General features: G+C 59.9%; 23 protein-coding genes and 1 other RNA gene. 18 read left to right on the top strand and 6 right to left on the bottom strand.

All coding sequences use genetic code 11. The features are described 5' to 3' along the window. The first annotated feature begins 21 nt into the window (after positions 1–21). Complete coding sequence (zapE, locus tag C4K38_RS26460; protein WP_053280812.1) at positions 22–1,116, top strand: cell division protein ZapE; 1,095 nt, start codon at positions 22–24, stop codon at positions 1,114–1,116. A gap of 47 nt (positions 1,117–1,163) precedes the next feature. Here the strand turns inward: zapE and C4K38_RS26455 are convergent, their stop codons facing one another. Further along, on the bottom strand, positions 1,164–2,063 hold the full coding sequence (locus C4K38_RS26455) for a GlxA family transcriptional regulator (protein WP_169914967.1): 900 nt from the start codon (positions 2,061–2,063) through the stop codon (positions 1,164–1,166). 244 nt (positions 2,064–2,307) lie between these two features. On the opposite strand from C4K38_RS26455, the gene C4K38_RS26450 reads away from it, so the two are divergent. After that, positions 2,308–3,444: an acyl-CoA dehydrogenase family protein gene (locus tag C4K38_RS26450; RefSeq protein WP_053280811.1), complete on the top strand. Its 1,137-nt coding sequence runs from the start codon at positions 2,308–2,310 to the stop codon at positions 3,442–3,444. A gap of 57 nt (positions 3,445–3,501) precedes the next feature. On the opposite strand, the gene C4K38_RS26445 is transcribed toward C4K38_RS26450, so the two are convergent. Next, the gene (locus C4K38_RS26445; protein ID WP_053280810.1) at positions 3,502–4,539 is read right to left on the bottom strand and encodes an NADP(H)-dependent aldo-keto reductase; all 1,038 of its coding nucleotides are present in this window, start codon (positions 4,537–4,539) and stop codon (positions 3,502–3,504) included. A 246-nt stretch (positions 4,540–4,785) separates the two neighbouring features. Between C4K38_RS26445 and rplM the strand changes: the two genes are divergently transcribed. The 7 genes from rplM (at position 4,786) to C4K38_RS26410 (ending at position 9,666) form a co-directional block, all read left to right on the top strand. Further along, the gene (gene rplM / locus C4K38_RS26440) at positions 4,786–5,214 is read left to right on the top strand and encodes a 50S ribosomal protein L13 (protein ID WP_007928449.1); all 429 of its coding nucleotides are present in this window, start codon (positions 4,786–4,788) and stop codon (positions 5,212–5,214) included. A gap of 14 nt (positions 5,215–5,228) precedes the next feature. Further along, positions 5,229–5,621: a 30S ribosomal protein S9 gene (rpsI, locus tag C4K38_RS26435; RefSeq protein ID WP_003228056.1), complete on the top strand. Its 393-nt coding sequence runs from the start codon at positions 5,229–5,231 to the stop codon at positions 5,619–5,621. A gap of 256 nt (positions 5,622–5,877) precedes the next feature. After that, positions 5,878–6,471, top strand: coding sequence for a ubiquinol-cytochrome c reductase iron-sulfur subunit (gene petA, locus C4K38_RS26430; RefSeq protein WP_007928454.1), 594 nt, complete (start codon positions 5,878–5,880; stop codon positions 6,469–6,471). Beyond that, positions 6,471–7,682, top strand: coding sequence for a cytochrome b (locus C4K38_RS26425; protein ID WP_038635006.1), 1,212 nt, complete (start codon positions 6,471–6,473; stop codon positions 7,680–7,682). The genes petA and C4K38_RS26425 overlap by 1 nt, the downstream gene beginning before the upstream one ends. Further along, on the top strand, positions 7,682–8,464 hold the full coding sequence (locus C4K38_RS26420; protein WP_053280809.1) for a cytochrome c1: 783 nt from the start codon (positions 7,682–7,684) through the stop codon (positions 8,462–8,464). The genes C4K38_RS26425 and C4K38_RS26420 overlap by 1 nt, the downstream gene beginning before the upstream one ends. A 151-nt stretch (positions 8,465–8,615) precedes the next feature. Continuing rightward, positions 8,616–9,233, top strand: coding sequence for a glutathione S-transferase N-terminal domain-containing protein (locus C4K38_RS26415; RefSeq protein ID WP_007928460.1), 618 nt, complete (start codon positions 8,616–8,618; stop codon positions 9,231–9,233). A gap of 16 nt (positions 9,234–9,249) precedes the next feature. Next, the gene (locus C4K38_RS26410; protein WP_007928461.1) at positions 9,250–9,666 is read left to right on the top strand and encodes a ClpXP protease specificity-enhancing factor; all 417 of its coding nucleotides are present in this window, start codon (positions 9,250–9,252) and stop codon (positions 9,664–9,666) included. 55 nt (positions 9,667–9,721) lie between these two features. On the opposite strand, the gene C4K38_RS26405 is transcribed toward C4K38_RS26410, so the two are convergent. From C4K38_RS26405 to C4K38_RS26390, 4 genes are all read right to left on the bottom strand, one after another. After that, positions 9,722–10,300 (bottom strand): BON domain-containing protein, encoded by a 579-nt coding sequence (locus C4K38_RS26405; protein WP_053280808.1) that lies wholly within the window; start codon positions 10,298–10,300, stop codon positions 9,722–9,724. Further along, positions 10,297–10,890, bottom strand: coding sequence for a phosphoheptose isomerase (locus C4K38_RS26400; RefSeq protein WP_007928463.1), 594 nt, complete (start codon positions 10,888–10,890; stop codon positions 10,297–10,299). The genes C4K38_RS26405 and C4K38_RS26400 overlap by 4 nt, the downstream gene beginning before the upstream one ends. A 107-nt stretch (positions 10,891–10,997) precedes the next feature. Beyond that, positions 10,998–11,369 (bottom strand): YraN family protein, encoded by a 372-nt coding sequence (locus tag C4K38_RS26395; RefSeq protein WP_007928464.1) that lies wholly within the window; start codon positions 11,367–11,369, stop codon positions 10,998–11,000. Beyond that, positions 11,369–13,180 carry a penicillin-binding protein activator gene (locus C4K38_RS26390; protein ID WP_053280807.1) on the bottom strand — a complete coding sequence of 604 codons (1,812 nt, stop codon included), beginning with the start codon at positions 13,178–13,180 and terminating at the stop codon, positions 11,369–11,371. Before C4K38_RS26390 ends, C4K38_RS26395 begins: the two co-directional genes overlap by 1 nt. Before the next feature lie 236 nt (positions 13,181–13,416). On the opposite strand from C4K38_RS26390, the gene rsmI reads away from it, so the two are divergent. From rsmI to mraY, 9 genes are all read left to right on the top strand, one after another. Continuing rightward, a complete protein-coding gene (gene rsmI / locus C4K38_RS26385; RefSeq protein ID WP_172833191.1) occupies positions 13,417–14,271 on the top strand; it encodes a 16S rRNA (cytidine(1402)-2'-O)-methyltransferase in 855 nt (284 codons plus the stop codon). A gap of 73 nt (positions 14,272–14,344) precedes the next feature. Then, positions 14,345–14,698: RNase P RNA component class A (rnpB, locus tag C4K38_RS26380), an RNA gene on the top strand. Between the two features lie 308 nt (positions 14,699–15,006). After that, the gene (gene mraZ / locus C4K38_RS26375; RefSeq protein ID WP_003205355.1) at positions 15,007–15,462 is read left to right on the top strand and encodes a division/cell wall cluster transcriptional repressor MraZ; all 456 of its coding nucleotides are present in this window, start codon (positions 15,007–15,009) and stop codon (positions 15,460–15,462) included. Further along, a complete protein-coding gene (rsmH, locus tag C4K38_RS26370) occupies positions 15,459–16,406 on the top strand; it encodes a 16S rRNA (cytosine(1402)-N(4))-methyltransferase RsmH (RefSeq protein WP_053280805.1) in 948 nt (315 codons plus the stop codon). The genes mraZ and rsmH overlap by 4 nt, the downstream gene beginning before the upstream one ends. Continuing rightward, entirely contained in the window at positions 16,403–16,696 is a 294-nt protein-coding gene (ftsL, locus tag C4K38_RS26365; RefSeq protein ID WP_009050721.1) for a cell division protein FtsL, read from the top strand. The genes rsmH and ftsL overlap by 4 nt, the downstream gene beginning before the upstream one ends. After that, positions 16,696–18,420 (top strand): peptidoglycan D,D-transpeptidase FtsI family protein, encoded by a 1,725-nt coding sequence (locus C4K38_RS26360; protein WP_016703540.1) that lies wholly within the window; start codon positions 16,696–16,698, stop codon positions 18,418–18,420. The genes ftsL and C4K38_RS26360 overlap by 1 nt, the downstream gene beginning before the upstream one ends. Continuing rightward, positions 18,420–19,883: a UDP-N-acetylmuramoyl-L-alanyl-D-glutamate--2,6-diaminopimelate ligase gene (locus C4K38_RS26355; protein WP_053280804.1), complete on the top strand. Its 1,464-nt coding sequence runs from the start codon at positions 18,420–18,422 to the stop codon at positions 19,881–19,883. The genes C4K38_RS26360 and C4K38_RS26355 overlap by 1 nt, the downstream gene beginning before the upstream one ends. Beyond that, positions 19,876–21,243 carry a UDP-N-acetylmuramoyl-tripeptide--D-alanyl-D-alanine ligase gene (locus C4K38_RS26350; protein WP_053280803.1) on the top strand — a complete coding sequence of 456 codons (1,368 nt, stop codon included), beginning with the start codon at positions 19,876–19,878 and terminating at the stop codon, positions 21,241–21,243. The genes C4K38_RS26355 and C4K38_RS26350 overlap by 8 nt, the downstream gene beginning before the upstream one ends. Then, positions 21,243–22,325, top strand: coding sequence for a phospho-N-acetylmuramoyl-pentapeptide-transferase (gene mraY, locus C4K38_RS26345; RefSeq protein WP_007928475.1), 1,083 nt, complete (start codon positions 21,243–21,245; stop codon positions 22,323–22,325). The genes C4K38_RS26350 and mraY overlap by 1 nt, the downstream gene beginning before the upstream one ends. Positions 22,326–22,328 lie beyond the last annotated feature (3 nt).

Below are 22,328 nucleotides of genomic sequence, written 5' to 3'. Positions count from 1 at the left end.
TTGTTGCCTTGCTAACGAATTATGACGCCCCTAGAACGATACCAAGCTGATCTGAAACGCCCGGAGTTCTTCCACGACGCTGCGCAGGAAACCGCCGTGCGTCATTTGCAGCGCCTGTACGACGATCTGATCGCCGCGTCGAACAACAAGCCGGGCCTGCTGGGCAAGCTGTTTGGCAAGAAAGACCAGGTGCCGGTCAAGGGCCTGTACTTCTGGGGCGGGGTAGGGCGTGGCAAGACCTATCTGGTCGATACCTTCTTTGAAGCCCTGCCGTTCAAGCAGAAGGTCCGTACTCACTTCCACCGCTTCATGAAGCGTGTGCACGAAGAGATGAAGACCCTGGGCGGCGAGAAGAACCCGCTGACCATCATCGCCAAGCGTTTCGCCGACGAGGCCCGGGTGATCTGCTTCGACGAGTTTTTCGTCTCCGACATTACCGACGCCATGATTCTCGGCACGCTGATGGAAGAGCTGTTCAAGAACGGCGTGACCCTGGTGGCCACCTCGAACATCGTGCCGGACGGTCTGTACAAGGACGGCTTGCAGCGTGCGCGTTTCCTGCCGGCCATTGCCCTGATCAAGCAGCACACCGAAATCGTCAACGTCGACAGTGGTGTGGATTACCGTCTGCGTCACCTGGAGCAGGCCGAACTGTTCCACTTCCCGATGGACGAAGCGGCCCACGAAAGCCTGCGCAAGAGCTTCCGCGCGCTGACGCCGGAGTGCACCCAGGCGGTGGAAAACGATGTGCTGATTGTCGAGAACCGTGAAATCCGTGCCCTGCGTACCTGCGATGACGTGGCCTGGTTCGACTTCCGCGAACTGTGCGACGGTCCGCGCAGCCAGAACGACTACATCGAACTGGGCAAGGTCTTCCACGCCGTGCTGGTCAGCGGTGTCGAGCAGATGAGCGTCGCCACCGACGACATCGCCCGTCGCTTCATCAACATGGTCGACGAGTTCTACGACCGTAACGTCAAGCTGATCATTTCCGCTGAAGTCGAGCTCAAGGATCTGTACACCGGCGGTCGCCTGACCTTCGAGTTCCAGCGCACCCTCAGCCGTCTGCTGGAAATGCAGTCCCACGAGTTCCTCTCGCGGGCGCACAAGCCTTAAGGGTTGTCCGGATAAAAGAAGGGCCTGCATTGCAGGCCCTTTTTCATTCACGCGGCTTGTTGGTGAAACTGTTGCCGGTACTGGTTCGGCGACAGCTCGGTGTGCTGGCGGAACAGACGGGCGAAGAAGCTCGCATCGTCATAGCCGACTTCATAACTGATGGTCTTGATGCTCTTGCGCGTCCCCGAAAGCAGGCCCTTGGCGGTTTCGATACGCAGGCGTTGCAGGTAATGCAGTGGCTTGTCGCCGGTGGCGGTCTGGAAGCGCCGCATGAAATTGCGAATGCTCATGCCATGTTCGCGGGCCACGTCCTCGAAGCGGAACTTGTCGGCGAAATGCTCTTCGAGCCAGTGCTGGATCTGCAGGATGATCACGTCCTGGTGCAGCTTCTGGCCGCCGAAGCCGATACGGCCCGGGGAATAGCTGCGCTGCACTTCATAGAGAATGTCACGGGCCACGGCCTGGGCGACGTTGGCGCCGCAGAAACGCTCGATCAGGTAGATGTATAGATCGCAGGCCGAGGTGGTGCCGCCGGCGCAATACAGGTTGTCGGCGTCGGTCAGGTGCTTGTCCTGATTGAGCTGAACCTTGGGGAAGCGCTCGCTGAAGGCATTGAAGAAGCGCCAGTAAGTGGTGGCTTCCTTGCCGTCGAGCAACCCGGCCTCGGCCAGCCAGAACACCCCGGTGGCCTCGCCGCAGAGCACCGCGCCGCGGGCATGTTGCTGGCGCAGCCAGGGCAGGATCTGTGGATAACGTTGGCAGAGGGTTTCGAAATCGTCCCAGAACGCCGGGAGGATGATCACGTCGGTATCTTCCAGGGCGCCGTCCACCGGCATGATCACGTTGCTGAAACTGCACACCGGTTTTCCGTCCGGGCTGACCAGGCGGGTTTCGAACGCCGGGGTCAGGCCCTGGCCCAGCTGCTTGCCGTAGCGCAGGCTGGCCAGATGGAAGAAATCCTTGGCTTGCATGAGGGTGGAGGCGAAAACCCGGTCGATAGCCAGGATGCTGACGCGCCGCAAGGGCGTGGAGGTTTGGTTAGACATAATTCAATTGTTCTTATAGGGGAAAGTGGTCACCAGACGGCTGGATCGTCTTATTTTTTGTCGGATGTGTCCAGTGTCCTGTGTCGTACGCGTGGGCTTAGGCTCTGTGGGCCAATCCCGGCTAACAATAACGACAGGTGGCCCCATGATCCCAAGAACCTTGTTCAGCTCCGAGCACGAACTCTTTCGTGACAGCGTACGTACCTTCCTGGAAAAGGAGGCCGTGCCGTTCCATGGGCAATGGGAAAAGCAGGGCTACATCGACCGCTCCTTGTGGAACAAGGCCGGTGAGGCGGGAATGCTCTGCTCCCATCTCCCTGAGGAGTACGGCGGACTGGGGGCTGACTTTCTCTATAGCGCGGTGGTGATCGAGGAGGTGGGGCGTCTTGGCCTGACCGGCATCGGCTTCTCCCTGCATTCTGATATCGTCGCGCCCTACATCCTGCATTACGGCAGCGAGGAGCTGAAGCACAAGTACCTGCCGAAACTGGTGTCCGGCGAGATGGTCACGGCCATTGCCATGACCGAGCCGGGCGCCGGTTCCGACCTGCAGGGGGTGAAGACCACCGCGGTGCTGGACGGTGACGAATATGTGATCAACGGCTCCAAGACCTTTATCACCAACGGTTATCTGGCCGATCTGGTGATCGTCGTGGCCAAGACCGATCCCAAGGCCGGCGCCAAGGGCACCAGCCTGTTCCTGGTGGAGGCGGATACGCCCGGTTTTTCCAAGGGCAAGCGCCTGGAAAAGGTCGGCATGAAGGCCCAGGACACGTCCGAGCTGTTCTTCCAGGACGTTCGCGTACCCAAGGAAAACCTGCTGGGGCAGGCCGGCGCGGGTTTTGCCTATCTGATGCAGGAGCTGCCCCAGGAGCGCCTGACGGTGGCTGTGGGTGGCCTGGCATCAGCCGAGGCGGCATTGCAGTGGACCCTGGAATACACCCGCGAGCGCAAGGCTTTCGGCAAATCGATCGCCGATTTCCAGAACACCCGCTTCAAGCTGGCGGAAATGGCGACCGAGATTCAGATCGGTCGGGTGTTCGTCGACCGCTGTCTGGAGTTGCACCTGCAAGGCAAACTCGATGTGCCGACCGCCGCGATGGCCAAGTACTGGGGCACGGACCTGCAGTGCAAGGTGCTCGACGAGTGCGTGCAGCTGCACGGCGGTTACGGCTTCATGTGGGAGTACCCGATAGCCCGGGCCTGGGCGGATGCGCGCGTGCAGCGGATCTATGCCGGGACCAACGAGATCATGAAGGAAATCATCGCGCGTTCCCTGTAACGCATTGTCTGTCGGGTAGGGGCGAGCCTGGCGGGCTCGCTCCCACAGGAGGATGGGTTACGGCGCCGGGTTCGGGTGATCCTTGTGGATCGCCTCGATGCCGGCCAGCACCTCATTCGACAGCTTCAGCTCGAGACTGGCGATGTTGCTGTCCAGTTGCTCGAGGGTGGTCGCGCCAATGATGTTGCTGGTGACGAACGGCTGCTGGGTGACGAACGCCAGGGCCATTTGCGCCGGGTCCAGGCCGTGCTCGCGGGCCAGGGCGACATAACGGCTGCAGGCCGCTTCCGACTGTGGATTGAAGTAGCGGCTGAAGCGGCTGTACAGGCTCAGGCGGCCTTTGGCCGGGCGCGCGCCACCTTCGTATTTACCGGAGAGGAAGCCGAACGCCAGGGGCGAATAGGCCAGCAACCCACATTGTTCGCGAATGGCGATTTCCGCCAGGCCCACTTCAAAGCTGCGGTTGAGCAGGTTGTAGGGGTTCTGGATCGATACTGCCCGTGGCCAACCGCGGCTCTCGGCCAGGGCCAGGAACTTCATGGTGCCCCAGGGCGTTTCGTTGGACAGGCCGATGTGGCGGATCTTGCCAGCCTTGACCTGTTCGTCCAGGGCTTCGAGGGTTTCTTCCAGCGGGGTGAAGTCTTCTTCCTTGTGCTTGTAGCCCAACTGGCCGAAGAAGTTGGTGCTGCGCTCCGGCCAATGCAACTGGTAGAGGTCGATCCAGTCGGTCTGCAGGCGCTTGAGGCTGGCGTCCACGGCTTGGACTATGTGCTTGCGGTTGTGTTTGAGCTGCTTGTCGCGGATGTAGTCGATGGTGTTGCCGGGGCCGGCGATCTTGCTGGCGAGGATCCAGTCGGCGCGATCGCCGCGAGCCTTGAACCAGTTACCGATGTAGCGCTCGGTGGTCGCGTAGGTTTCGGCCTTTGGCGGCACCGGGTACATCTCGGCGGTGTCGATGAAGTTGATCCCCGCAGCCTTGGCTCGTTCGATCTGGGCGAAGGCCTCGAACTCGCTGTTTTGCTCGCCCCAAGTCATGGTTCCCAGACATATTGCACTCACGTTCAGGTCGGTCCGGCCTAGCTGGCGATAGTCCATCGGGTGCTCCTTCGGCAAAACAATCATAAAAGCAGGTTGAATTTTTTTTCGCAATCTGCATAATTCCGCAGCTCTTTCTGCAGTGGAAGTGATGCGCCGCCTGCCGAAGAATCTTGCCGTATAACGGACGCGCTGACCCGAGCCCCCGATAGCGTCTGTATCCGGCTGCCTTTGACTTGTCAAAGTACGCACTATTCAGTAAGATCCGCCGTCTAATTTACAGGGCGGCCCCTGAGGCTATAAAGAATGAAAACTTTTACTGCTAAACCGGAAACAGTTAAGCGCGACTGGTTTGTCGTCGACGCTGCTGGTCAGACCCTGGGTCGTCTGGCCACCGAAATCGCGAGCCGTCTGCGTGGCAAGCACAAGCCTGAGTACACCCCTCACGTCGACACCGGTGACTACATCGTCGTGATCAACGCTGAGCAAGTACGTGTTACTGGCGCTAAAACCACTGACAAAATGTACTACTCCCACTCCGGTTTCCCGGGCGGCATCAAGTCGATCAACTTTGAAAAGCTGATCGCCAAGGCCCCTGAGCGCGTGATCGAGACCGCGGTAAAAGGCATGCTGCCTAAGAACCCGCTGGGTCGCGACATGTACCGTAAGCTGAAAGTCTATGCGGGCGCTGCACACCCTCATACTGCTCAGCAGCCCCAAGAACTGAAGATTTAACGGAATAGTTCATTATGTCGGCGACTCAAAATTACGGCACTGGCCGTCGCAAGACTGCAACCGCACGCGTTTTCCTGCGTCCGGGCACTGGCAACATCTCCATCAACAACCGCTCCCTGGATAACTTCTTCGGTCGCGAAACTGCCCGCATGGTAGTTCGTCAGCCGCTGGAACTGACCGAGACCGTCGAGAAGTTCGACATCTACGTCACCGTTATCGGCGGTGGTGTGAGTGGCCAAGCTGGCGCTATCCGCCACGGCATCACTCGCGCTCTGATGGATTACGACGAAACTCTGCGCAGCGCTCTGCGTAAAGCTGGCTTCGTAACCCGTGACGCACGTGAAGTTGAACGTAAGAAAGTTGGTCTGCGTAAAGCGCGTAAGCGTCCGCAGTACTCGAAGCGTTAATTCGCTTTCGCGTTCAAAAAACGCCCAGTCTCCTCGCGGAGCTGGGCGTTTTTTTATGGGCGATTATTTTGCGCTGTGACAACTTGCCACATCCGCAGAGCCCCTATACTACAGGGCTTGGGGCAGGGCCAAGTTGGTAATTACCTTGTCAGAGTAGGGGCTTTTCATTACCATTCGGCAAAATTTTTATAAGTTCAGATTTTTACTTAGTAGATGCCTGATTTAACAGGCCACAAAGCTGATGGGAGAGGACTGAATGAGCAATGACGGCGTGAATGCAGGCCGGCGTCGCTTCCTTGTAGCAGCCACATCCGTGGTGGGTGCTGCAGGAGCGGTGGGGGCTGCGGTCCCGTTCGTGGGGTCATGGTTTCCCAGTGCCAAGGCGAAAGCCGCAGGGGCACCGGTGAAAGTGAATATCAGCAAGATCGACCCAGGTCAGCAGATGATTGCTGAGTGGCGTGGTCAGCCGGTATTCATCGTCCGCCGTACACAGGAAATCCTGGGGAATCTCAAGAAGATCGAGGGTCAACTGTCCGACCCAGACTCCAAGAACTCTGTTCAACCAACCTACGTCGACCCGGAAGTGCGTTCGATCAAGCCAGAGATTCTGCTGCTGATCGGTATCTGCACCCACCTGGGTTGCTCACCGACTTTCCGCCCTGAAGTGGCGCCTGCGGATCTGGGCAAGGATTGGGTAGGTGGCTATTTCTGCCCTTGCCACGGTTCCCACTACGATCTGGCTGGCCGCGTCTACAAGTCGCAACCCGCGCCTTTGAACCTGCCAGTACCCCCGCATTCCTATGAGTCGGACGACCTTATTGTCATCGGCGTCGATACGGAGAAAGCGTGATGAGCAAGTTCATGGATTGGGTTGATGCGCGCTTCCCTGCGACCAAGATGTGGGAAGACCATCTCAGCAAGTATTACGCTCCGAAGAACTTCAACTTCTTCTATTTCTTTGGTTCCCTGGCTCTGCTGGTTCTGGTTAACCAGATCGTCACCGGTGTCTGGTTGACCATGAGCTACACCCCATCGGCTGAAGAAGCTTTCGCTTCCGTCGAATACATCATGCGCGACGTCGAGTACGGCTCGATCCTGCGTCTGCTGCACTCCACCGGCGCTTCGGCGTTCTTCATCGTGGTCTATCTGCACATGTTCCGTGGCCTGCTCTACGGTTCCTACCAGAAGCCGCGTGAGCTGGTGTGGCTGTTCGGCATGCTGATTTACCTGGCGCTGATGGCCGAAGCCTTCATGGGCTACCTGCTGCCTTGGGGGCAAATGTCCTACTGGGGCGCCCAGGTGATCATCTCGCTGTTTGGCGCGATCCCGGTCATCGGCAACGACCTGACCCAGTGGATTCGTGGTGACTACCTGATTTCCGGTATTACCCTGAACCGCTTCTTCGCCTTGCACGTAGTGGCCCTGCCGATCGTGATTCTCGGTCTGGTGGTGCTGCACATCCTGGCGCTGCACGAAGTGGGTTCGAACAACCCGGATGGCGTGGACATCAAGAAGCACAAAGACGAAAACGGCATACCGCTGGATGGCATCGCTTTCCACCCGTACTACACCGTGAAAGACATCGTCGGTGTGGTGGTGTTCCTGTTTATCTTCTGTTCGATCGTGTTCTTCTTCCCGGAAATGGGTGGTTATTTCCTCGAGAAGCCGAACTTCGAACAGGCCAACCCGTTCAAGACGCCTGAGCATATTGCCCCGGTTTGGTACTTCACCCCGTTCTACGCGATTCTGCGTGCGGTTCCGGACAAGCTGCTGGGTGTAATTGCGATGGGCGCGGCGATCGCTGTGCTGTTCGTGCTGCCATGGCTTGATCGTAGCCCGGTCAAATCCATGCGCTACAAGGGCTGGCTGAGCAAGATCTGGCTGGTGGTGTTCTGTATCTCGTTCGTGATCCTGGGGATCCTGGGCGTTCTGGCACCGACTCCGGGTCGTACGCTGCTGTCGCAGGTATGTACCTTCCTGTACTTCGCCTACTTCATTCTGATGCCGTTCTACACCAGGCTCGAGAAGACCAAACCGGTTCCGGAAAGGGTGACTGGCTGATGAAAAAGTTATTTGCTGTACTGATTCTTGCTGCTATGCCTGTATTGTCCTTCGCGGCTGAACACGGTGGCCCCGAGCTGGAAAAAGTCGACATCGACCTCTCCGACAAAGCCGCCATGCAGGATGGTGCGCGGACATTCGCCAACTACTGCATGGGCTGCCACAGCGCCAAGTTCCAGCGCTATGAGCGCGTTGCCGATGATCTGGGGATTCCTCACGATCTGATGATGAGCAAGCTGCTGTTCACCGGTGCGAAAATCGGTGATCACATGAACATCGGCATGCAGCCGGCTGACGCCAAGACCTGGTTCGGTGCGGCTCCGCCCGACCTGACCCTGGTGGCTCGTGTGCGTGGTACCGACTGGCTCTATGGCTACCTGCGCTCCTTCTACGAAGACCCTGCGCGCCCGTGGGGCGTGAACAACAAGGTCTTCCCGAACGTGGGCATGCCTAACGTTCTGGTCGGTCTGCAGGGCCGTCAGGTTGTGGGTTGCAAACAGGTGCAGATCGTCGAAGACGGCAAGAAGCAATACGATCCGCTGACCGGTACCGCCTTGACCCATGAAGCCTGCGACCAGCTGACCGTGCTGCCAAAAACCGGCACGCTCAACGAGGAGCAGTTCAACGAGAAGGTCAAGAATCTGGTGACCTTCCTGGCCTACTCGGCCAACCCGGTCAAGCTGGAGCATCAACGCATCGGCACCTATGTGTTACTGTATCTGGCCTTCTTCTTCGTGTTCGCCTATCTGCTCAAGCGCGAATACTGGAAAGACGTTCATTGATAAAGCTGTAATTCATTGCTGTTAATCGTGCGCGCCCAAGGGCGTCTCTGAAGGTGTAACGAGTCTGGATCATCCAGGCGTTACGGGAGGCGCCCTCTGGGCGCGCTCGTTTTTCTGCTTCCGATAATTTCAACAAGCGAGGAGGACCGCCATGGGCGTGACCAATCGGTTGGCCTGTTACTCCGACCCCGCCGACCACTATTCCCACCGGGTACGTATCGTGCTCGCAGAGAAGGGTGTCAGCGCCGAGATCATCAGTGTGGAGGCGGGGCGTCAGCCGCCGAAGCTGATCGAAGTGAACCCTTACGGCAGTCTGCCCACCCTGGTCGATCGTGACCTGGCGTTGTGGGAGTCGACCGTGGTGATGGAATATCTGGATGAGCGTTACCCGCACCCGCCACTACTGCCGGTTTACCCTGTGGCGCGTGCCAATAGCCGTCTGCTGATCCATCGGATCCAGCGTGACTGGTGTGGGCTGGTGGACTTGATCCTGGATTCCCGGACCAAGGAAGCGGCCCGCGCTCAGGCTCGTAAAGAGCTGCGCGAGAGCCTGACCGGCGTTTCGCCGCTGTTCGCGGAGAAGCCGTTTTTCCTCAGTGAGGAACAAAGTCTGGTGGATTGCTGCCTATTGCCAATACTCTGGAGATTACCGATTCTGGGTATTGAATTGCCACGGCAAGCCAAGCCGTTGCTTGATTATATGGAGCGCCAGTTCGCCCGTGAGACGTTCCAGGCGAGTCTGTCTGGTGTCGAACGCGACATGCGCTAAGGCTTAAGGAGCCGCTATGAACTCCAGTCGACCTTATCTGGTCCGCGCGCTCTACGAGTGGATTGTGGACAACGATTGCACCCCGCATATGCTGGTCAATTCCGAATACCCGGCGGTGCAGGTGCCTCAGGGTTTTGCCAGTGACGGACAGATCGTCCTGAATATTTCGCCGAGTGCCGTGCGTCATCTGCACATGGATAACGAGGTGGTGACTTTCGAGGGGCGCTTCGGTGGCGTTCCGCATAGTCTGTACGTCCCTGTACCAGCGATCCTGGGCATTTACGCCCGGGAGAATGGTCAGGGTATGGTGTTCGATCTGGAGTCGCCCGTGGATGATGAGGACGATGAAATCGAGCCGGATGATGATATTCCACCACCGGATAACGAGCCGCCGCGTCCAAGCGGTCGACCCAGTCTGAAGGTCGTGAAGTAATAAAAAAGGCGATCCATCCGGATCGCCTTTTTTGTGCCCGTACCTTTCGTCTACATCAGTCGATGTATTCGAACAGTTTGACGATTTTCTGCACGCCGGAAACGCCCTGTACCAGGTTGGTCGCCTGGGTGGCTTCCTGTTGGGTCAGCAGGCCCAGCAGGTAGACGATGCCGTTTTCCGTCACGACCTTGATGCGTGAGCCTGGAATACTGGCATCGGTCAGCATCTGGGTTTTGATCTTGGTGGTCAGCCAGGCATCGTTCTGCCGGGCCAGCAGGGAAGAGGGCGGCAGAACCTGCAGTTCGTTATGGACCTTCTTCACTCGTTGCACGGTGCTGGCGGCCTGTTCGGCGAGTGTCTTGAGGTCGGCGCGCGGGGTCTGGCCGGCCAGCAGGACGATGCCGTTGAAGCTGGTCACCACGATGTGCGAATTGTGGTCCAGGTCCGGACTGGCCTTGGCCACGTTCACTTCGACTTTGGTCTGGATCAGCGAGTCATCGATCTTGCTGCCGAAGGTGCGGGTGCCGCGGTCATCTTCGATCGGGCTTTCACGGGTGGCGGTAATCACCGAGCTGCAACCGCTGATGCTCAAGGCTAGGGTCAGGGCCAGTAGGCCAAGGCGATTAGGGGTCATTCTTCACTCCCGAACAGTTGGCTGTCGATCAAGTCGCAGAGGCAGTGGATCGCCAGCAGGTGGACTTCCTGGATACGTGCAGTGACATTGGCCGGTACGCGAATCTCGACATCTTCCGGCAATAGCAGGGATGCCATGCCGCCGCCATCGCGACCGGTCAATGCTACGACAATCATTTCGCGATCATGTGCGGCCTGGATCGCTTGAATAATGTTCGCCGAGTTGCCGCTGGTGGAAATCGCCAGCAGGACGTCGCCGGGCTGGCCCAGGGCGCGAATCTGCTTGGAAAAGACTTCGTTGTAGCTGTAGTCGTTGGCGATCGAGGTGATCGTCGAGCTATCGGTGGTCAACGCAATGGCTGGCAGGCTCGGGCGCTCGCGCTCGAAACGGTTGAGCAGCTCGGAAGAAAAGTGCTGGGCATCGCCGGCCGAGCCGCCGTTGCCGCAGGAAAGCATTTTCCCTTCGTTGAGCAGGGCGTTGACCATGACCTGGCTGGCTTGCTCGATGTGCGGTGCAAGTACGTCCATCGCCTGCTGCTTGGTGTCGATACTGGCCTGAAAAAGCTGGCGAATTCGGGATTGCATGTCCATCTGTGTGACCTTAAGTGGCGCGGCTTTCTGGCACGTGAATGTGCTGCCCGCAAAGCAAAGAGCAAAAATGTTGAGTGAAAATGTCCGGCTCGGCCCGAGAGCGTCGATCAGCTTTCAAAGGCATTCCGTAGCCAGTTCAAATGAGTTGTCGTGCCTGGGGCGCTGTCTATGGCGACCACATCGAAACGGCAAGGGTGGTTGGACCAGCGCGACTCGCGCTGCAGGAAAAACTGTGCGGCGAGTATCAGTTTCTGACGCTTGCGTGCGTCGATACTGCCCAGTGCGCCACCCCATTGCGTGTGTTGTCTGTAGCGGACTTCGACGAATACTACTGTATCGCCGTCAAGCATGACCAGATCAAGCTCGCCGCGTTTGCACAACCAGTTCTGCGCCAGCAGGCGCAGCCCCTGTTGTTCAAGATGCCGGAGCGCTTGGGCTTCGGCATCCTGACCGCTTTGCTGGCGTGATCGCTGTGGCATTAACGCTGGGTGTCAGGCAGGCGAGTGATCTGGCCGCTGACGAACTCGGCCCACGGCAACTGGCGTTGAACGCGTTGGCTCGGGCTCATGGTCAGGCTGCCCGACAGGCCTTCGATGCGGCTGTCCGGCAGTGCCTTGAGTTGCCCCAGGCGTGGCGCCAGTCGGTAGGCGTCGGCGCCCATCGCATACAGTCGGCCCAGGCTGCCACCGGCTTGTGGCCACTGCGCGGCGACCTGGCGACGCAGCGGGTCATTGGCGTCCAGCAGCCAAGGCGTTTCGCAGAAACGTACGCCGTTCATGTCGTTGTACTGGTTCTGGTCGCCGCTGGCGCTGAAGACATGGGAGGTGGCATAGACAGGTACGTCACCGGCGTACTGAAAGTTCAGGGTCGGCTTGATCTGCTGTGCCTGTTGCGGAGTGGAGGCCAGGAAAATGAATTCGATGTCCTGGCGACGCGAAGGTTGTGCGGCCACCTGAGTGCCGGCGGCGTTCTGCAGGCTCTTGGCGCGGGCTTCGCTCTGGCGCAGTTGGAACAGGTCGGCAATCTGTTGGGCCAGGGCTACCGGCTGATCGACGCGTTCGATACCGACTACGCTGCCGCCGTTGCTTTCCCAGTCCTGACGGAAAGCCTTGAGCACACGATCACCCCATTCGCCGCGTGGCACCAGGACAGCGGCCCGGTGCAGGCCGTCGGCGCGGGCGCGGCGGGAGACTTCGCGAGCTTCGTCTTCAGCGGCCAGGCCGAACTGGAACAGTTGCGCAGGGCCTTGTTCACCTTCGCTGTAGTTCAGTGCCAGGGTGGTGATAGGCAGTTGCGGGCGGGCGGCGAGCTGTTTGACCAGCGGTTTTTCCAGGGGGCCGACGACCAGTTGCACGCCATCTGCCTGGGCCTTGCGATAGAAGTCATCCAGCGAAGTCAGGCGCGAGCTGTCGTAGAACTCGATGCTGGGTGGTTTCTGCCCGGCTTGCTGGGCTTGATAGTGCGCGGCCATGAAGCCGTCGCGCAGGGCCTTGGAGACCGTGGCCAATGGGCCGTCCTGCGGCAACAGCAGGGCGATCTTGGACAGCGGCTGGCTGGCCAGTTCCTTGAGTTTGGTCAGTGGCAGCGGCAGCTGGATGGCGGCCGGATGCTTGGGGTTCTGTGCGCGCCAGTTGTCGATGGCGGCCTGCTGTTGTTCCAGGGTGCCGGCAGTCTTCACCGCCAGCGCCAGGCTCATCCAGCCGCCCAGGTCATCGTTGCTGACGGCTTGCAGTTGATCGCTCGGCAAGCTGGCAATCAATGCCCAGATGGCTTCATGGTTCTTGCTCGCGGCGTCGTCCTTGAGCAGTGGCGCAATGAAAATGCGTTCCCGCGCCGCGGCGAGGGCCTGGCCGTCGGCCTCGAGAGCACGAGCGTGGACAGTGCCGGTGCGGATCTGCTGGCCTTCCGGCAGTTCGCTCAGGCGTTGCAGGCTTGGGTGGCTCAGGGCAGTCAAAGCGGCCTTTGGCTGGTTGCGAGTCATGGCCAGTTCGGCGGCCAGGGTGCTGGCGAAAACCTGCTGGCCGGGCTTGAGTTGCTCCATCGGCACTTGTTGCAGGATTTGCGCGGCCTGGCCGGCGTTGCCCTGGCGGTAGGCCAGGTCGGCAGCGCTCAAGCGCAGCAGGGCTGCCTTGTCGGGTGTTTTGCTGTTGGCGGCCTGTTCGAGCAGTTGCTCGATGCTGGCATCCGGGGTCCGTGGAAGTTCGCCAAGGCTGGAGGAGGGCGAGCTGGCGCAAGCTGCCAGGAGGGCAGCAAGGCATAAGGCAGAGAACAGCCGCAGGCAAGCGATCATGTAGTGTTCCTGATACTCGATCAAATTAGCGTGGAATTGTACCCAAGCACTGGCCGGGGCGCGATGTTACTGGCAATAAACCGTCTATTTTAGGTCGTGCAAATGTTGCAGTGCTTTAGAACGGCTGGCGTTGTCACGGGCACAAGGTGCCTGTGACGCGCATTCCGGAGGCTTCTACGCGCTACAATGTCGCTTTTACCGATCAAGAGGTGTGCGCTTTGACTGCTCCAGGTCCTTTGAATTCCGCTGCTGGCTCGCTTTATGTGGTGGCGACGCCCATCGGCAACCTGGACGACATCAGTGCCCGGGCCTTGAAGATCTTGCGTGAGGTGGCGTTGATCGCCGCCGAGGACACGCGCCACTCGCAACGCTTGATGCAACACTTCGGGATTTCCACGCCGCTGGCCGCCTGCCATGAGCATAACGAACGGGATGAAGGCAGTCGCTTTCTCACGCGTCTGTTGGCAGGAGACAGCGTTGCGCTGATTTCCGACGCGGGCACACCGTTGATCTCCGATCCGGGTTACCACCTGGTGCGTCAGGCGCGGGCGGTGGGTATCAATGTCGTTCCGGTTCCTGGAGCCTGCGCTCTGATTGCCGCCTTGTCGGCGGCAGGGTTGCCTTCCGATCGTTTTATCTTCGAGGGTTTTCTGCCGGCCAAGGCGGTGGGGCGGCGCGGGCGTCTTGAGCTATTAAAGGAAGAACCGCGCACGCTGATTTTCTATGAGGCGCCACACCGCATTCTCGAGTGCCTGCAGGATATGGAATTGGTGTTCGGTGGCGAGCGTCCGGCATTGTTGGCTCGGGAGCTGACCAAGACCTTTGAAACCCTCAAGGGGCTGCCGCTTTCGGAGTTGCGGGCTTTCGTCGAGGCGGACAGCAATCAGCAGCGCGGCGAATGTGTGGTGCTGGTGGCGGGATGGTCGGCACCGGAAAGTGATGAGACCGTGAGCGGTGAGGTGATGCGGGTTCTCGACCTGCTGCTCAAGGAGATGCCACTCAAGCGGGCTGCGGCATTGGCGGCGGAAATTACCGGCGTGCGCAAGAATGTTCTCTATCAGGTGGCGCTGGATAAACAGAAAGGCGAGTAAACGCGATCGGCGGAATGGCAAAAGGCTTTTATCACTTGTTCTTCCGCCGCTCTGCCGTTAACCTGCGCGGCGGAGAGTCGATTGGACAGTCGCTGCCCTCTATGAAAATTAGAGGGGGGAGGAAAGTCCGGGCTCCATAGGGCGGAGTGCCAGGTAATGCCTGGGAGGCGCGAGCCTACGGAAAGTGCCACAGAAAATAACCGCCTAAGTACTTCGGTGCCGGTAAGGGTGAAAAGGTGCGGTAAGAGCGCACCGCACGTCTGGCAACAGTTCGTGGCTAGGTAAACCCCACTCGGAGCAAGACCAAATAGGGTTCCAAGGCGTGGCCCGCGCTGGAACCGGGTAGGTTGCTAAAGATGTCCAGTGATGGCCATCGTAGAGGAATGACTGTCCTCGACAGAACCCGGCTTACAGATCGACTCTCCACCTTTTCCCTCCCTGCTTGAATCAATAGCAGAAGCGCTTTTGTAATACCGAAAAGATCTTACTCTTAACAAATTACTTTAACTTCGCGATACAGCTTCTTGAGCTGATTGAAGTTATTGCGTCAAATCCCTCGCCAAATTCCCGTTACCCCTCCTTTTAGTCTCCTAAATCTCCGTTCTATAAGGCTTTTCCGTCGCTCCGTGCCTTGACGGTGTGGTGGGCGCATTCCTATAGTGTGCGCAAGTGGCGGAAAGTGGCATGAAGTGGGTTTTTTTGACGTAAAACGCTAAAATTTGGAGAAACGCTGACGTGTTTCGCGGAGCTAACGCTATCAGTCTCGACGCAAAGGGCCGTCTCGCCATGCCGAGCCGGTACCGTGACGAGCTCGTTTCGCGTAGTTCCGGGCAACTTATCGTCACTATTGATGCCGTTGATCCGTGTTTGTGTGTCTACCCCCTCGATGAGTGGGAAATTATTGAAACCAAGCTGCGTGCCCTGCCTTCGCTACGGGAAGAAAACCGTCGCTTGCAGCGTTTGCTGATTGGTAATGCCGTCGACCTCGAGCTCGATGGCAGTGGTCGTTTTCTGGTTCCGCCGCGTCTGCGCGAATACGCCAAATTGGATAAGCGCGCGATGTTGGTAGGCCAACTGAACAAGTTCCAACTGTGGGACGAGGATGCCTGGAATGCTGTTTCCGCAGCGGACCTGGCAGCTATTCAACAACCGGGCGCCATGCCTGATGAACTGCGTGATTTGATCCTGTGACTATTGATAGCGGCTTTAACCACATCACCGTACTGCTTGACGAAGCCGTCGAGGCTCTCGCCGTACGTCCTGATGGCTGCTATCTGGATGGCACCTTCGGTCGCGGCGGTCATAGTCGTCTGATCCTCAGCAAGCTCGGGCCGGATGGCCGGCTGCTCGGATTCGACAAAGATCCTCAAGCGATTGCCACCGGGCAAGCGCTAGCGGCCGAAGACGGCCGCTTTGTCGTTGTGCAGCGCAGCTTTGCCGAGCTGGGTTCGGAAGTGGCCGAGCGTGGCCTGGATGGCAAGGTCAGCGGCGTGTTGCTTGACCTGGGCGTGTCCTCGCCGCAGCTCGACGACCCTGAGCGCGGCTTCAGTTTTCTCAATGATGGTCCTCTGGACATGCGCATGGACCCGTCCCGCGGCATCAGCGCGGCGGAGTTCGTCAACACCGCGCCGGTGGAAGAAATCGCCCGTGTGTTCAAGGAATACGGCGAAGAGCGTTTCTCCGGTCGCATGGCTCGCGCCGTGGCTGAGCGCCGCGACATCAAGCCGTTCGAGCGCACCGCCGACCTGGCGGAAGTCTTGAAAGTCGCCAACCCGGCGTGGGAAAAGGGCAAGAACCCGGCTACCCGCGCATTCCAGGGGTTGCGCATTCACGTCAACAACGAGCTGGGCGATCTCGAGGCCGGCCTCGAAGCGGCGCTGGAATCTCTCGAAGTGGGCGGTCGCCTGGTGGTGATCAGCTTCCATTCCCTGGAAGATCGCATCGTCAAATTGTTCATGCGCAAGCTGGTGAAGGGCGAGGCGGACAACCTGCCTCGCAATCTGCCGGTGCGCCACGTGGCTTTCGAGCCGAAAATCAAAGTCCATGGCAAAGCGCAGACGGCCTCCGATGCCGAGCTCAAAGCCAACCCGCGTGCCCGGAGTGCTGTCATGCGCGTTGCGGAGAAGCTGCGGTGAGCAAGCTCTTCGCCAAGCCACTTCCAGGCGGAAGCTTTTTCATGCTTCTGCTGTTCATCGGCGTTCTTGTGTCCGCGATTGCGGTGTCCTACAGCGCCCACTGGAATCGTCAGCTGCTCAACACGCTGTACGGCGAGTTGAGTGTGCGCGACAAGGCGCAAGCGGAGTGGGGCCGGCTGATTCTCGAACAAAGCACTTGGACCGCCCATAGCCGGATCGAAGTGCTGGCCACCGAACAGCTGAAAATGCGTATTCCCGGTGCGGCGGAAGTCCAGATGGTGGCGCCATGATGAAGCTTGAAGGCGCACTCTTTCCCTGGCGGTTCCGCCTGGTGCTGGGTTTGCTCGGCATCATGGTGGCGGCGATTGCCTGGCGCATCATCGATCTGCAGGTGGTCGATCGCGACTTCCTCAAGGGGCAGGGCGATGCGCGTAGCGTTCGGCATATTCCGATCCCGGCTCACCGTGGCCTGATCACCGACCGTAACGGCGAGCCACTGGCCGTCAGTACGCCGGTGACCACCCTGTGGGCCAACGCCAAGGAAATGCAACTGGCCAAGGACAAGTGGCCAGCATTGGCTGCTGCCTTGGGACAAGATCCCAAAGCGCTGGCCGAGCGCCTTGAAGCTCAAGCCAATAAAGAGTTCATCTACCTGGTGCGCGGCCTGACGCCCGAGCAGGGCCAGCAGGTTCTCGATCTCAAGGTGCCGGGGGTTTATGGCATCGAAGAGTTCCGGCGTTTCTACCCGGCCGGCGAAGTGACCGCGCACATGGTCGGCTTTACCGACATCGACGACCGCGGTCGCGAGGGGGTCGAGCTGGCCTATGACGAGTGGCTGGCCGGGGTGCCGGGCAAGCGTCAGGTCATCAAGGACCGGCGCGGCAGACTGATCAAAGATGTCCAGGTCACCAAAAACGCCAAGGCCGGCAAGCCCTTGGCGTTGTCGATTGACCTGCGCCTGCAATACCTGGCCAACCGCGAATTGCGCAATGCCATCGTCGAGAACGGCGCCAAGGCCGGCAGCCTGGTCATCATGGACGTGAAGACCGGCGAGATCCTGGCCATGGTCAACCAGCCGACCTACAACCCGAACAACCGTCGCAACCTGCAACCGGCGATGATGCGCAACCGCGCCATGATCGACGTGTTCGAGCCGGGTTCGACCATGAAAGCCATCTCCATGAGCGCGGCGCTGGAAACCGGCCGCTGGAAACCGAGCGACACCGTCGAGGTTTATCCAGGCACGCTGCAGATCGGCAAATACACCATTCGCGACGTATCCAAGAGCGAAGGCGCGGTGCTTGACCTGACCGGGATTCTGATCAATTCCAGTAACGTCGGCATGAGCAAGATCGCCTTCGACATCGGCGGCGAAGCCATCTTCCGCCTGGCCCAGAAAATCGGCCTCGGCCAGGACACCGGTCTCGGTTTTCCTGGCGAACGTGTCGGCAACCTGCCGAACTACCGTGAATGGCGCAAGGCCGAGACGGCCACGCTGTCGTACGGCTACGGCATCTCGGTGACGGCGATCCAGTTGGTTCACGCCTTCTCGGCACTGGCCAACAACGGTCGCATCGCACCGCTGACTCTGATCAAAACCGACAAGACCCCGGAAACCACCCAAGTGATTCCGGAAAAGGTCGCCAAGACCATGCAAGGCATGTTGCAGCAGGTGATCGAGGCTCCGCGCGGCGTGTTCCGTGCCCAGGTGCCGGCGTATCACGTGGCCGGCAAGAGTGGTACCGCACGCAAGACTTCGGTCGGCACCAAGGGTTATGCCGAGAACTCCTACCGTTCGCTGTTCGCCGGTTTCGGCCCGATGAGCGATCCGCGCTACGCCATAGTCGTGGTGATCGACGAGCCGAGCAAGGCCGGCTACTTCGGTGGCCTGGTATCGGCACCGGTGTTCAGCAAAGTGATGTCCGGCACCCTGCGTCTGATGAATATCTCGCCGGACAACCTGCCACCTACCCAACAAGCCAATGCGGCACCAGCTAAAGGAGGGCGCGGCTGATGTCTCTTAGCCTGAACAAGATTTTCGCCCACGCTGGTCGTGATCTGCTGATTCGCGAACTGACCCTGGACAGCCGCAATGTGCGCGCCGGCGATTTGTTTCTCGCGGTGCCTGGCGGCAAGTTCGATGGCCGTGCGCACATCGCCGATGCCTTGCAGCGCGGTGCGGCTGCCGTGGCTTATGAAGTCGAAGGCGCGACCGTCCTGCCGATTACCGACGTGCCGCTGATTCCGGTCAAAGGCCTGGCGGCGCAGTTGTCGGATATCGCCGGGCGTTTTTACGGCGATCCGAGTTGCAACCTCAACCTGATTGGCGTGACCGGTACCAACGGTAAGACCAGCGTGACCCAGTTGGTGGCGCAAGCGCTCGACCTGCTGGGCCAGCATTGCGGCATTGTCGGCACCCTCGGCAGCGGTTTTTATGGCGCGCTGCAAAGCGGGATGCACACCACGCCGAACCCGATTGCCGTGCAGGCCACCCTGGCCGACCTGAAAAAGGCCGGTGCCAAGGCCGTGGCGATGGAAGTGTCGTCCCATGGTCTCGACCAGGGGCGGGTCAGTGCTCTGGCCTTCGATGTGGCGGTGCTGACCAACCTGTCGCGTGACCATCTGGATTATCACGGCACCATGGAAGCCTACGGCTCCACCAAGGCCAAGCTGTTCGGTTGGACCGACCTGGGTTGCCGAGTCATCAACCTCGACGATGAGTTCGGTCGGCTGTTGGCCAGTGACGAACAGGATTCGCGGCTGATTACCTACAGCCTCGAGGATCCGCGGGCCTATCTGTACTGCCGCGAAGCGCAATTCGACGACGAAGGCGTGCGTGCGACCCTGGTGACTCCGCAGGGCGAACATCATCTGCGCAGCACCTTGCTCGGCCGTTTCAACCTGAGCAACGTGCTGGCCGCTGTCGGCGCCTTGCTTGGCCTGGATTACGCCCTCGACGAAATCCTTCACGTGCTGCCGAAACTGGAAGGTCCGGCCGGTCGCATGCAGCGCCTGGGCGGCGGTTCGCAACCGCTGGTGGTGGTCGATTACGCCCATACCCCGGACGCCCTGGAAAAAGTATTGCTGGCCCTGCGTCCCCACGCCAAGGGCCGTTTGCTGTGCCTGTTCGGCTGCGGCGGCGATCGCGATCGCGGCAAGCGTCCGCTGATGGCGGAAGTGGTCGAGCGCCTGGCCGACGGTGTGCTGGTTACCGACGACAACCCGCGTACGGAAGATCCGGCGCAGATTTTCGACGACATTCGTGCCGGTTTCAGTGCAGTGGACAAGGTCGAATTCGTTTCCGGTCGCGGCCTGGCCATCGCCCAACTGGTCGCCGGTGCTTCGGCAGATGACGTCATTGTCCTGGCCGGTAAAGGCCACGAGGACTATCAGGAAATCAACGGCGTACGCCTCGACTTCTCCGACCTGGTGGAAGCCGATCGGGCGCTGACCGCGTGGGAGGTGGCCCATGCTTAAGGCCCTGAAACTCAGTGAACTGAGCGGACCGCTGGCGGGTCGCCTGCTGGCTGGCGATTGCAGTTTCGATGGCGTGAGCATCGACAGCCGGGCGATCAAGCCGGGCCAACTCTTTATTGCCCTGGCCGGCCCGCGTTTCGACGGGCATGACTACCTGAATGAAGTCGCCGCCAAAGGCGCCGTCGGAGCCTTGGTCGAACGCGAAGTGCCAGACAGTACGCTGCCGCAGTTGCTGGTCAGCGATACCCGGCAGGCACTTGGCCAACTGGGGGCGTTGAATCGTGCCGCTTTTACCAAACCTGTCGCGGCAATCACCGGCTCCAGCGGCAAGACCACGGTCAAGGAAATGCTGGCCAGCATCCTGCGTACGCGCGGGCCGGTGCTTGCCACGCGCGGCAATCTGAACAACGACCTGGGCGCACCCTTGACCCTGCTGGAACTGGCCCCGGAGCACACCGCGGCCGTGATCGAGCTGGGGGCTTCGCGCATCGGCGAAATTGCCTACACCGTGGCGATGACCAAGCCGCAGGTCGCCATCATCAATAACGCCGGTACCGCCCATGTTGGCGAGTTTGGTGGGCCGGAAAAAATCGTCGAGGCCAAGGGCGAGATCCTTGAAGGGCTGGATGCTTCCGGTATCGCCGTACTCAATCTCGACGACAAGGCCTTCCCGATCTGGAAAGCCCGCGCCGCTGGCCGTCAGGTGCTGAGTTTTGCCCTGACCAACAATGCCGCCGACTTTTACGCCTCGGATATCCAGCGCGATGCCCGTGGCTGCCCGAACTTCACCCTGCACGCTGGCAACGGCTCCGAGTGGATCCAGTTGAACCTGCTGGGCACCCATAACGTGGCCAATGCCCTGGCCGCCGCCGCTGCCGCTCATGCCCTGGGCGTGTCGCTGTTCGGCATCGCCACCGGGCTCAACGCGGTGCAGCCGGTCAAGGGCCGCACCGTCGCCCAGTTGGCGAAAAACGGCATGCGGGTAATCGACGACACCTACAACGCGAACCCCACGTCAATGTGCGCGGCCGTTGATATACTCGCCGGCTTTTCCGGCCGCACCGTCCTGGTGCTCGGAGATATCGGCGAGTTGGGCGATTGGGCGGAGCAGGGGCACCGCGAAGTGGGTGCTTATGCCGCCGGCAAGGTGTCGGCGCTCTACGCCGTGGGCCCGATGATGGCCCACGCGGTCGCCGCCTTTGGTGAGCACGCCCGACACTTCGCCAGCCAGGCCGAGCTGATCGCAGCCCTGGGCGCCGAGCAAGATACAAACACCACTATTTTGATCAAGGGATCGCGCAGCGCGGTGATGGAAAACATCGTCGCGGCTTTGTGTGGTTCCAGCACGGAGAAACATTGATGCTGCTGCTGCTAGCGGAGTACCTGCAACAGTTCTACAAAGGCTTCGCGGTCTTTCAGTACCTGACCCTGCGCGGGATTCTCGGGGTACTGACTGCACTGGTGCTGTCCTTGTGGCTGGGGCCGTGGATGATCCGCACTTTGCAGACCCGTCAGATCGGCCAGGCCGTGCGTAATGATGGTCCGCAATCGCACCTCTCCAAGTCGGGCACCCCGACCATGGGCGGCGCGCTGATCCTTTCGGCAATCGGTATCAGCACCCTGCTGTGGGCTGACCTGAGCAACCGGTATGTGTGGGTGGTGTTGCTGGTCACCCTGCTGTTCGGCGCCATCGGCTGGGTCGATGACTATCGCAAGGTGATCGAGAAGAACTCCCGTGGCCTGCCTAGCCGCTGGAAGTACTTCTGGCAGTCGGTATTTGGCCTGGGCGCGGCGATCTTCCTGTACGTCACCGCGCAAACCCCGGTCGAAACCACCTTGCTGATCCCCATGCTCAAGGATGTCAGCATTCCGCTGGGCATCGGCTTCGTGGTCCTGACCTATTTCGTGATCGTCGGCTCCAGCAACGCGGTCAACCTGACCGACGGCCTCGACGGCCTGGCGATTATGCCGACCGTGATGGTAGGCGGTGCCCTGGGCATCTTCTGCTACCTGTCGGGTAACGTGAAGTTCGCTGAATACCTGCTGATTCCTTACGTTCCGGGCGCGGGTGAGCTGATCGTGTTCTGCGGCGCGCTGATCGGCGCCGGGCTGGGTTTCTTGTGGTTCAACACCTATCCGGCACAAGTCTTCATGGGCGACGTCGGCGCGCTGGCGCTGGGCGCGGCCCTGGGCACCATCGCGGTGATCGTTCGCCAGGAAATCGTCCTGTTCATCATGGGCGGCGTGTTCGTGATGGAAACCCTGTCGGTGGTCATTCAGGTTGCTTCCTTCAAGTTGACCGGTCGTCGTGTATTCCGCATGGCGCCGATTCACCACCACTTTGAACTCAAGGGCTGGCCCGAGCCGCGTGTGATCGTCCGTTTCTGGATCATCACCGTGATTCTCGTGCTGATCGGCCTTGCCACCCTGAAGCTGAGGTAGAAC

This window comes from Pseudomonas chlororaphis subsp. piscium (genome assembly GCF_003850345.1).
Classification (GTDB): domain Bacteria; phylum Pseudomonadota; class Gammaproteobacteria; order Pseudomonadales; family Pseudomonadaceae; genus Aquipseudomonas; species Aquipseudomonas piscium.
Note: the sequence above shows the minus strand (reverse complement) of the source record. Positions and strands in the feature narration are given on the sequence as shown.

Coding starts and splice junctions, on each gene's coding strand:
- zapE (WP_053280812.1), top strand. CDS start 22: ATGACGCCCCTAGAACGATACCAAGCTGATCTGAAACGCCCGGAGTTC.
- C4K38_RS26450 (WP_053280811.1), top strand. CDS start 2,308: ATGATCCCAAGAACCTTGTTCAGCTCCGAGCACGAACTCTTTCGTGAC.
- C4K38_RS26445 (WP_053280810.1), bottom strand. CDS start 4,539: ATGGACTATCGCCAGCTAGGCCGGACCGACCTGAACGTGAGTGCAATA.
- rplM (WP_007928449.1), top strand. CDS start 4,786: ATGAAAACTTTTACTGCTAAACCGGAAACAGTTAAGCGCGACTGGTTT.
- rpsI (WP_003228056.1), top strand. CDS start 5,229: ATGTCGGCGACTCAAAATTACGGCACTGGCCGTCGCAAGACTGCAACC.
- petA (WP_007928454.1), top strand. CDS start 5,878: ATGAGCAATGACGGCGTGAATGCAGGCCGGCGTCGCTTCCTTGTAGCA.
- C4K38_RS26425 (WP_038635006.1), top strand. CDS start 6,471: ATGAGCAAGTTCATGGATTGGGTTGATGCGCGCTTCCCTGCGACCAAG.
- C4K38_RS26420 (WP_053280809.1), top strand. CDS start 7,682: ATGAAAAAGTTATTTGCTGTACTGATTCTTGCTGCTATGCCTGTATTG.
- C4K38_RS26415 (WP_007928460.1), top strand. CDS start 8,616: ATGGGCGTGACCAATCGGTTGGCCTGTTACTCCGACCCCGCCGACCAC.
- C4K38_RS26410 (WP_007928461.1), top strand. CDS start 9,250: ATGAACTCCAGTCGACCTTATCTGGTCCGCGCGCTCTACGAGTGGATT.
- C4K38_RS26405 (WP_053280808.1), bottom strand. CDS start 10,300: ATGACCCCTAATCGCCTTGGCCTACTGGCCCTGACCCTAGCCTTGAGC.
- C4K38_RS26400 (WP_007928463.1), bottom strand. CDS start 10,890: ATGGACATGCAATCCCGAATTCGCCAGCTTTTTCAGGCCAGTATCGAC.
- C4K38_RS26395 (WP_007928464.1), bottom strand. CDS start 11,369: ATGCCACAGCGATCACGCCAGCAAAGCGGTCAGGATGCCGAAGCCCAA.
- C4K38_RS26390 (WP_053280807.1), bottom strand. CDS start 13,180: ATGATCGCTTGCCTGCGGCTGTTCTCTGCCTTATGCCTTGCTGCCCTC.
- C4K38_RS26360 (WP_016703540.1), top strand. CDS start 16,696: ATGAAGCTTGAAGGCGCACTCTTTCCCTGGCGGTTCCGCCTGGTGCTG.
- C4K38_RS26355 (WP_053280804.1), top strand. CDS start 18,420: ATGTCTCTTAGCCTGAACAAGATTTTCGCCCACGCTGGTCGTGATCTG.
- C4K38_RS26350 (WP_053280803.1), top strand. CDS start 19,876: ATGCTTAAGGCCCTGAAACTCAGTGAACTGAGCGGACCGCTGGCGGGT.
- mraY (WP_007928475.1), top strand. CDS start 21,243: ATGCTGCTGCTGCTAGCGGAGTACCTGCAACAGTTCTACAAAGGCTTC.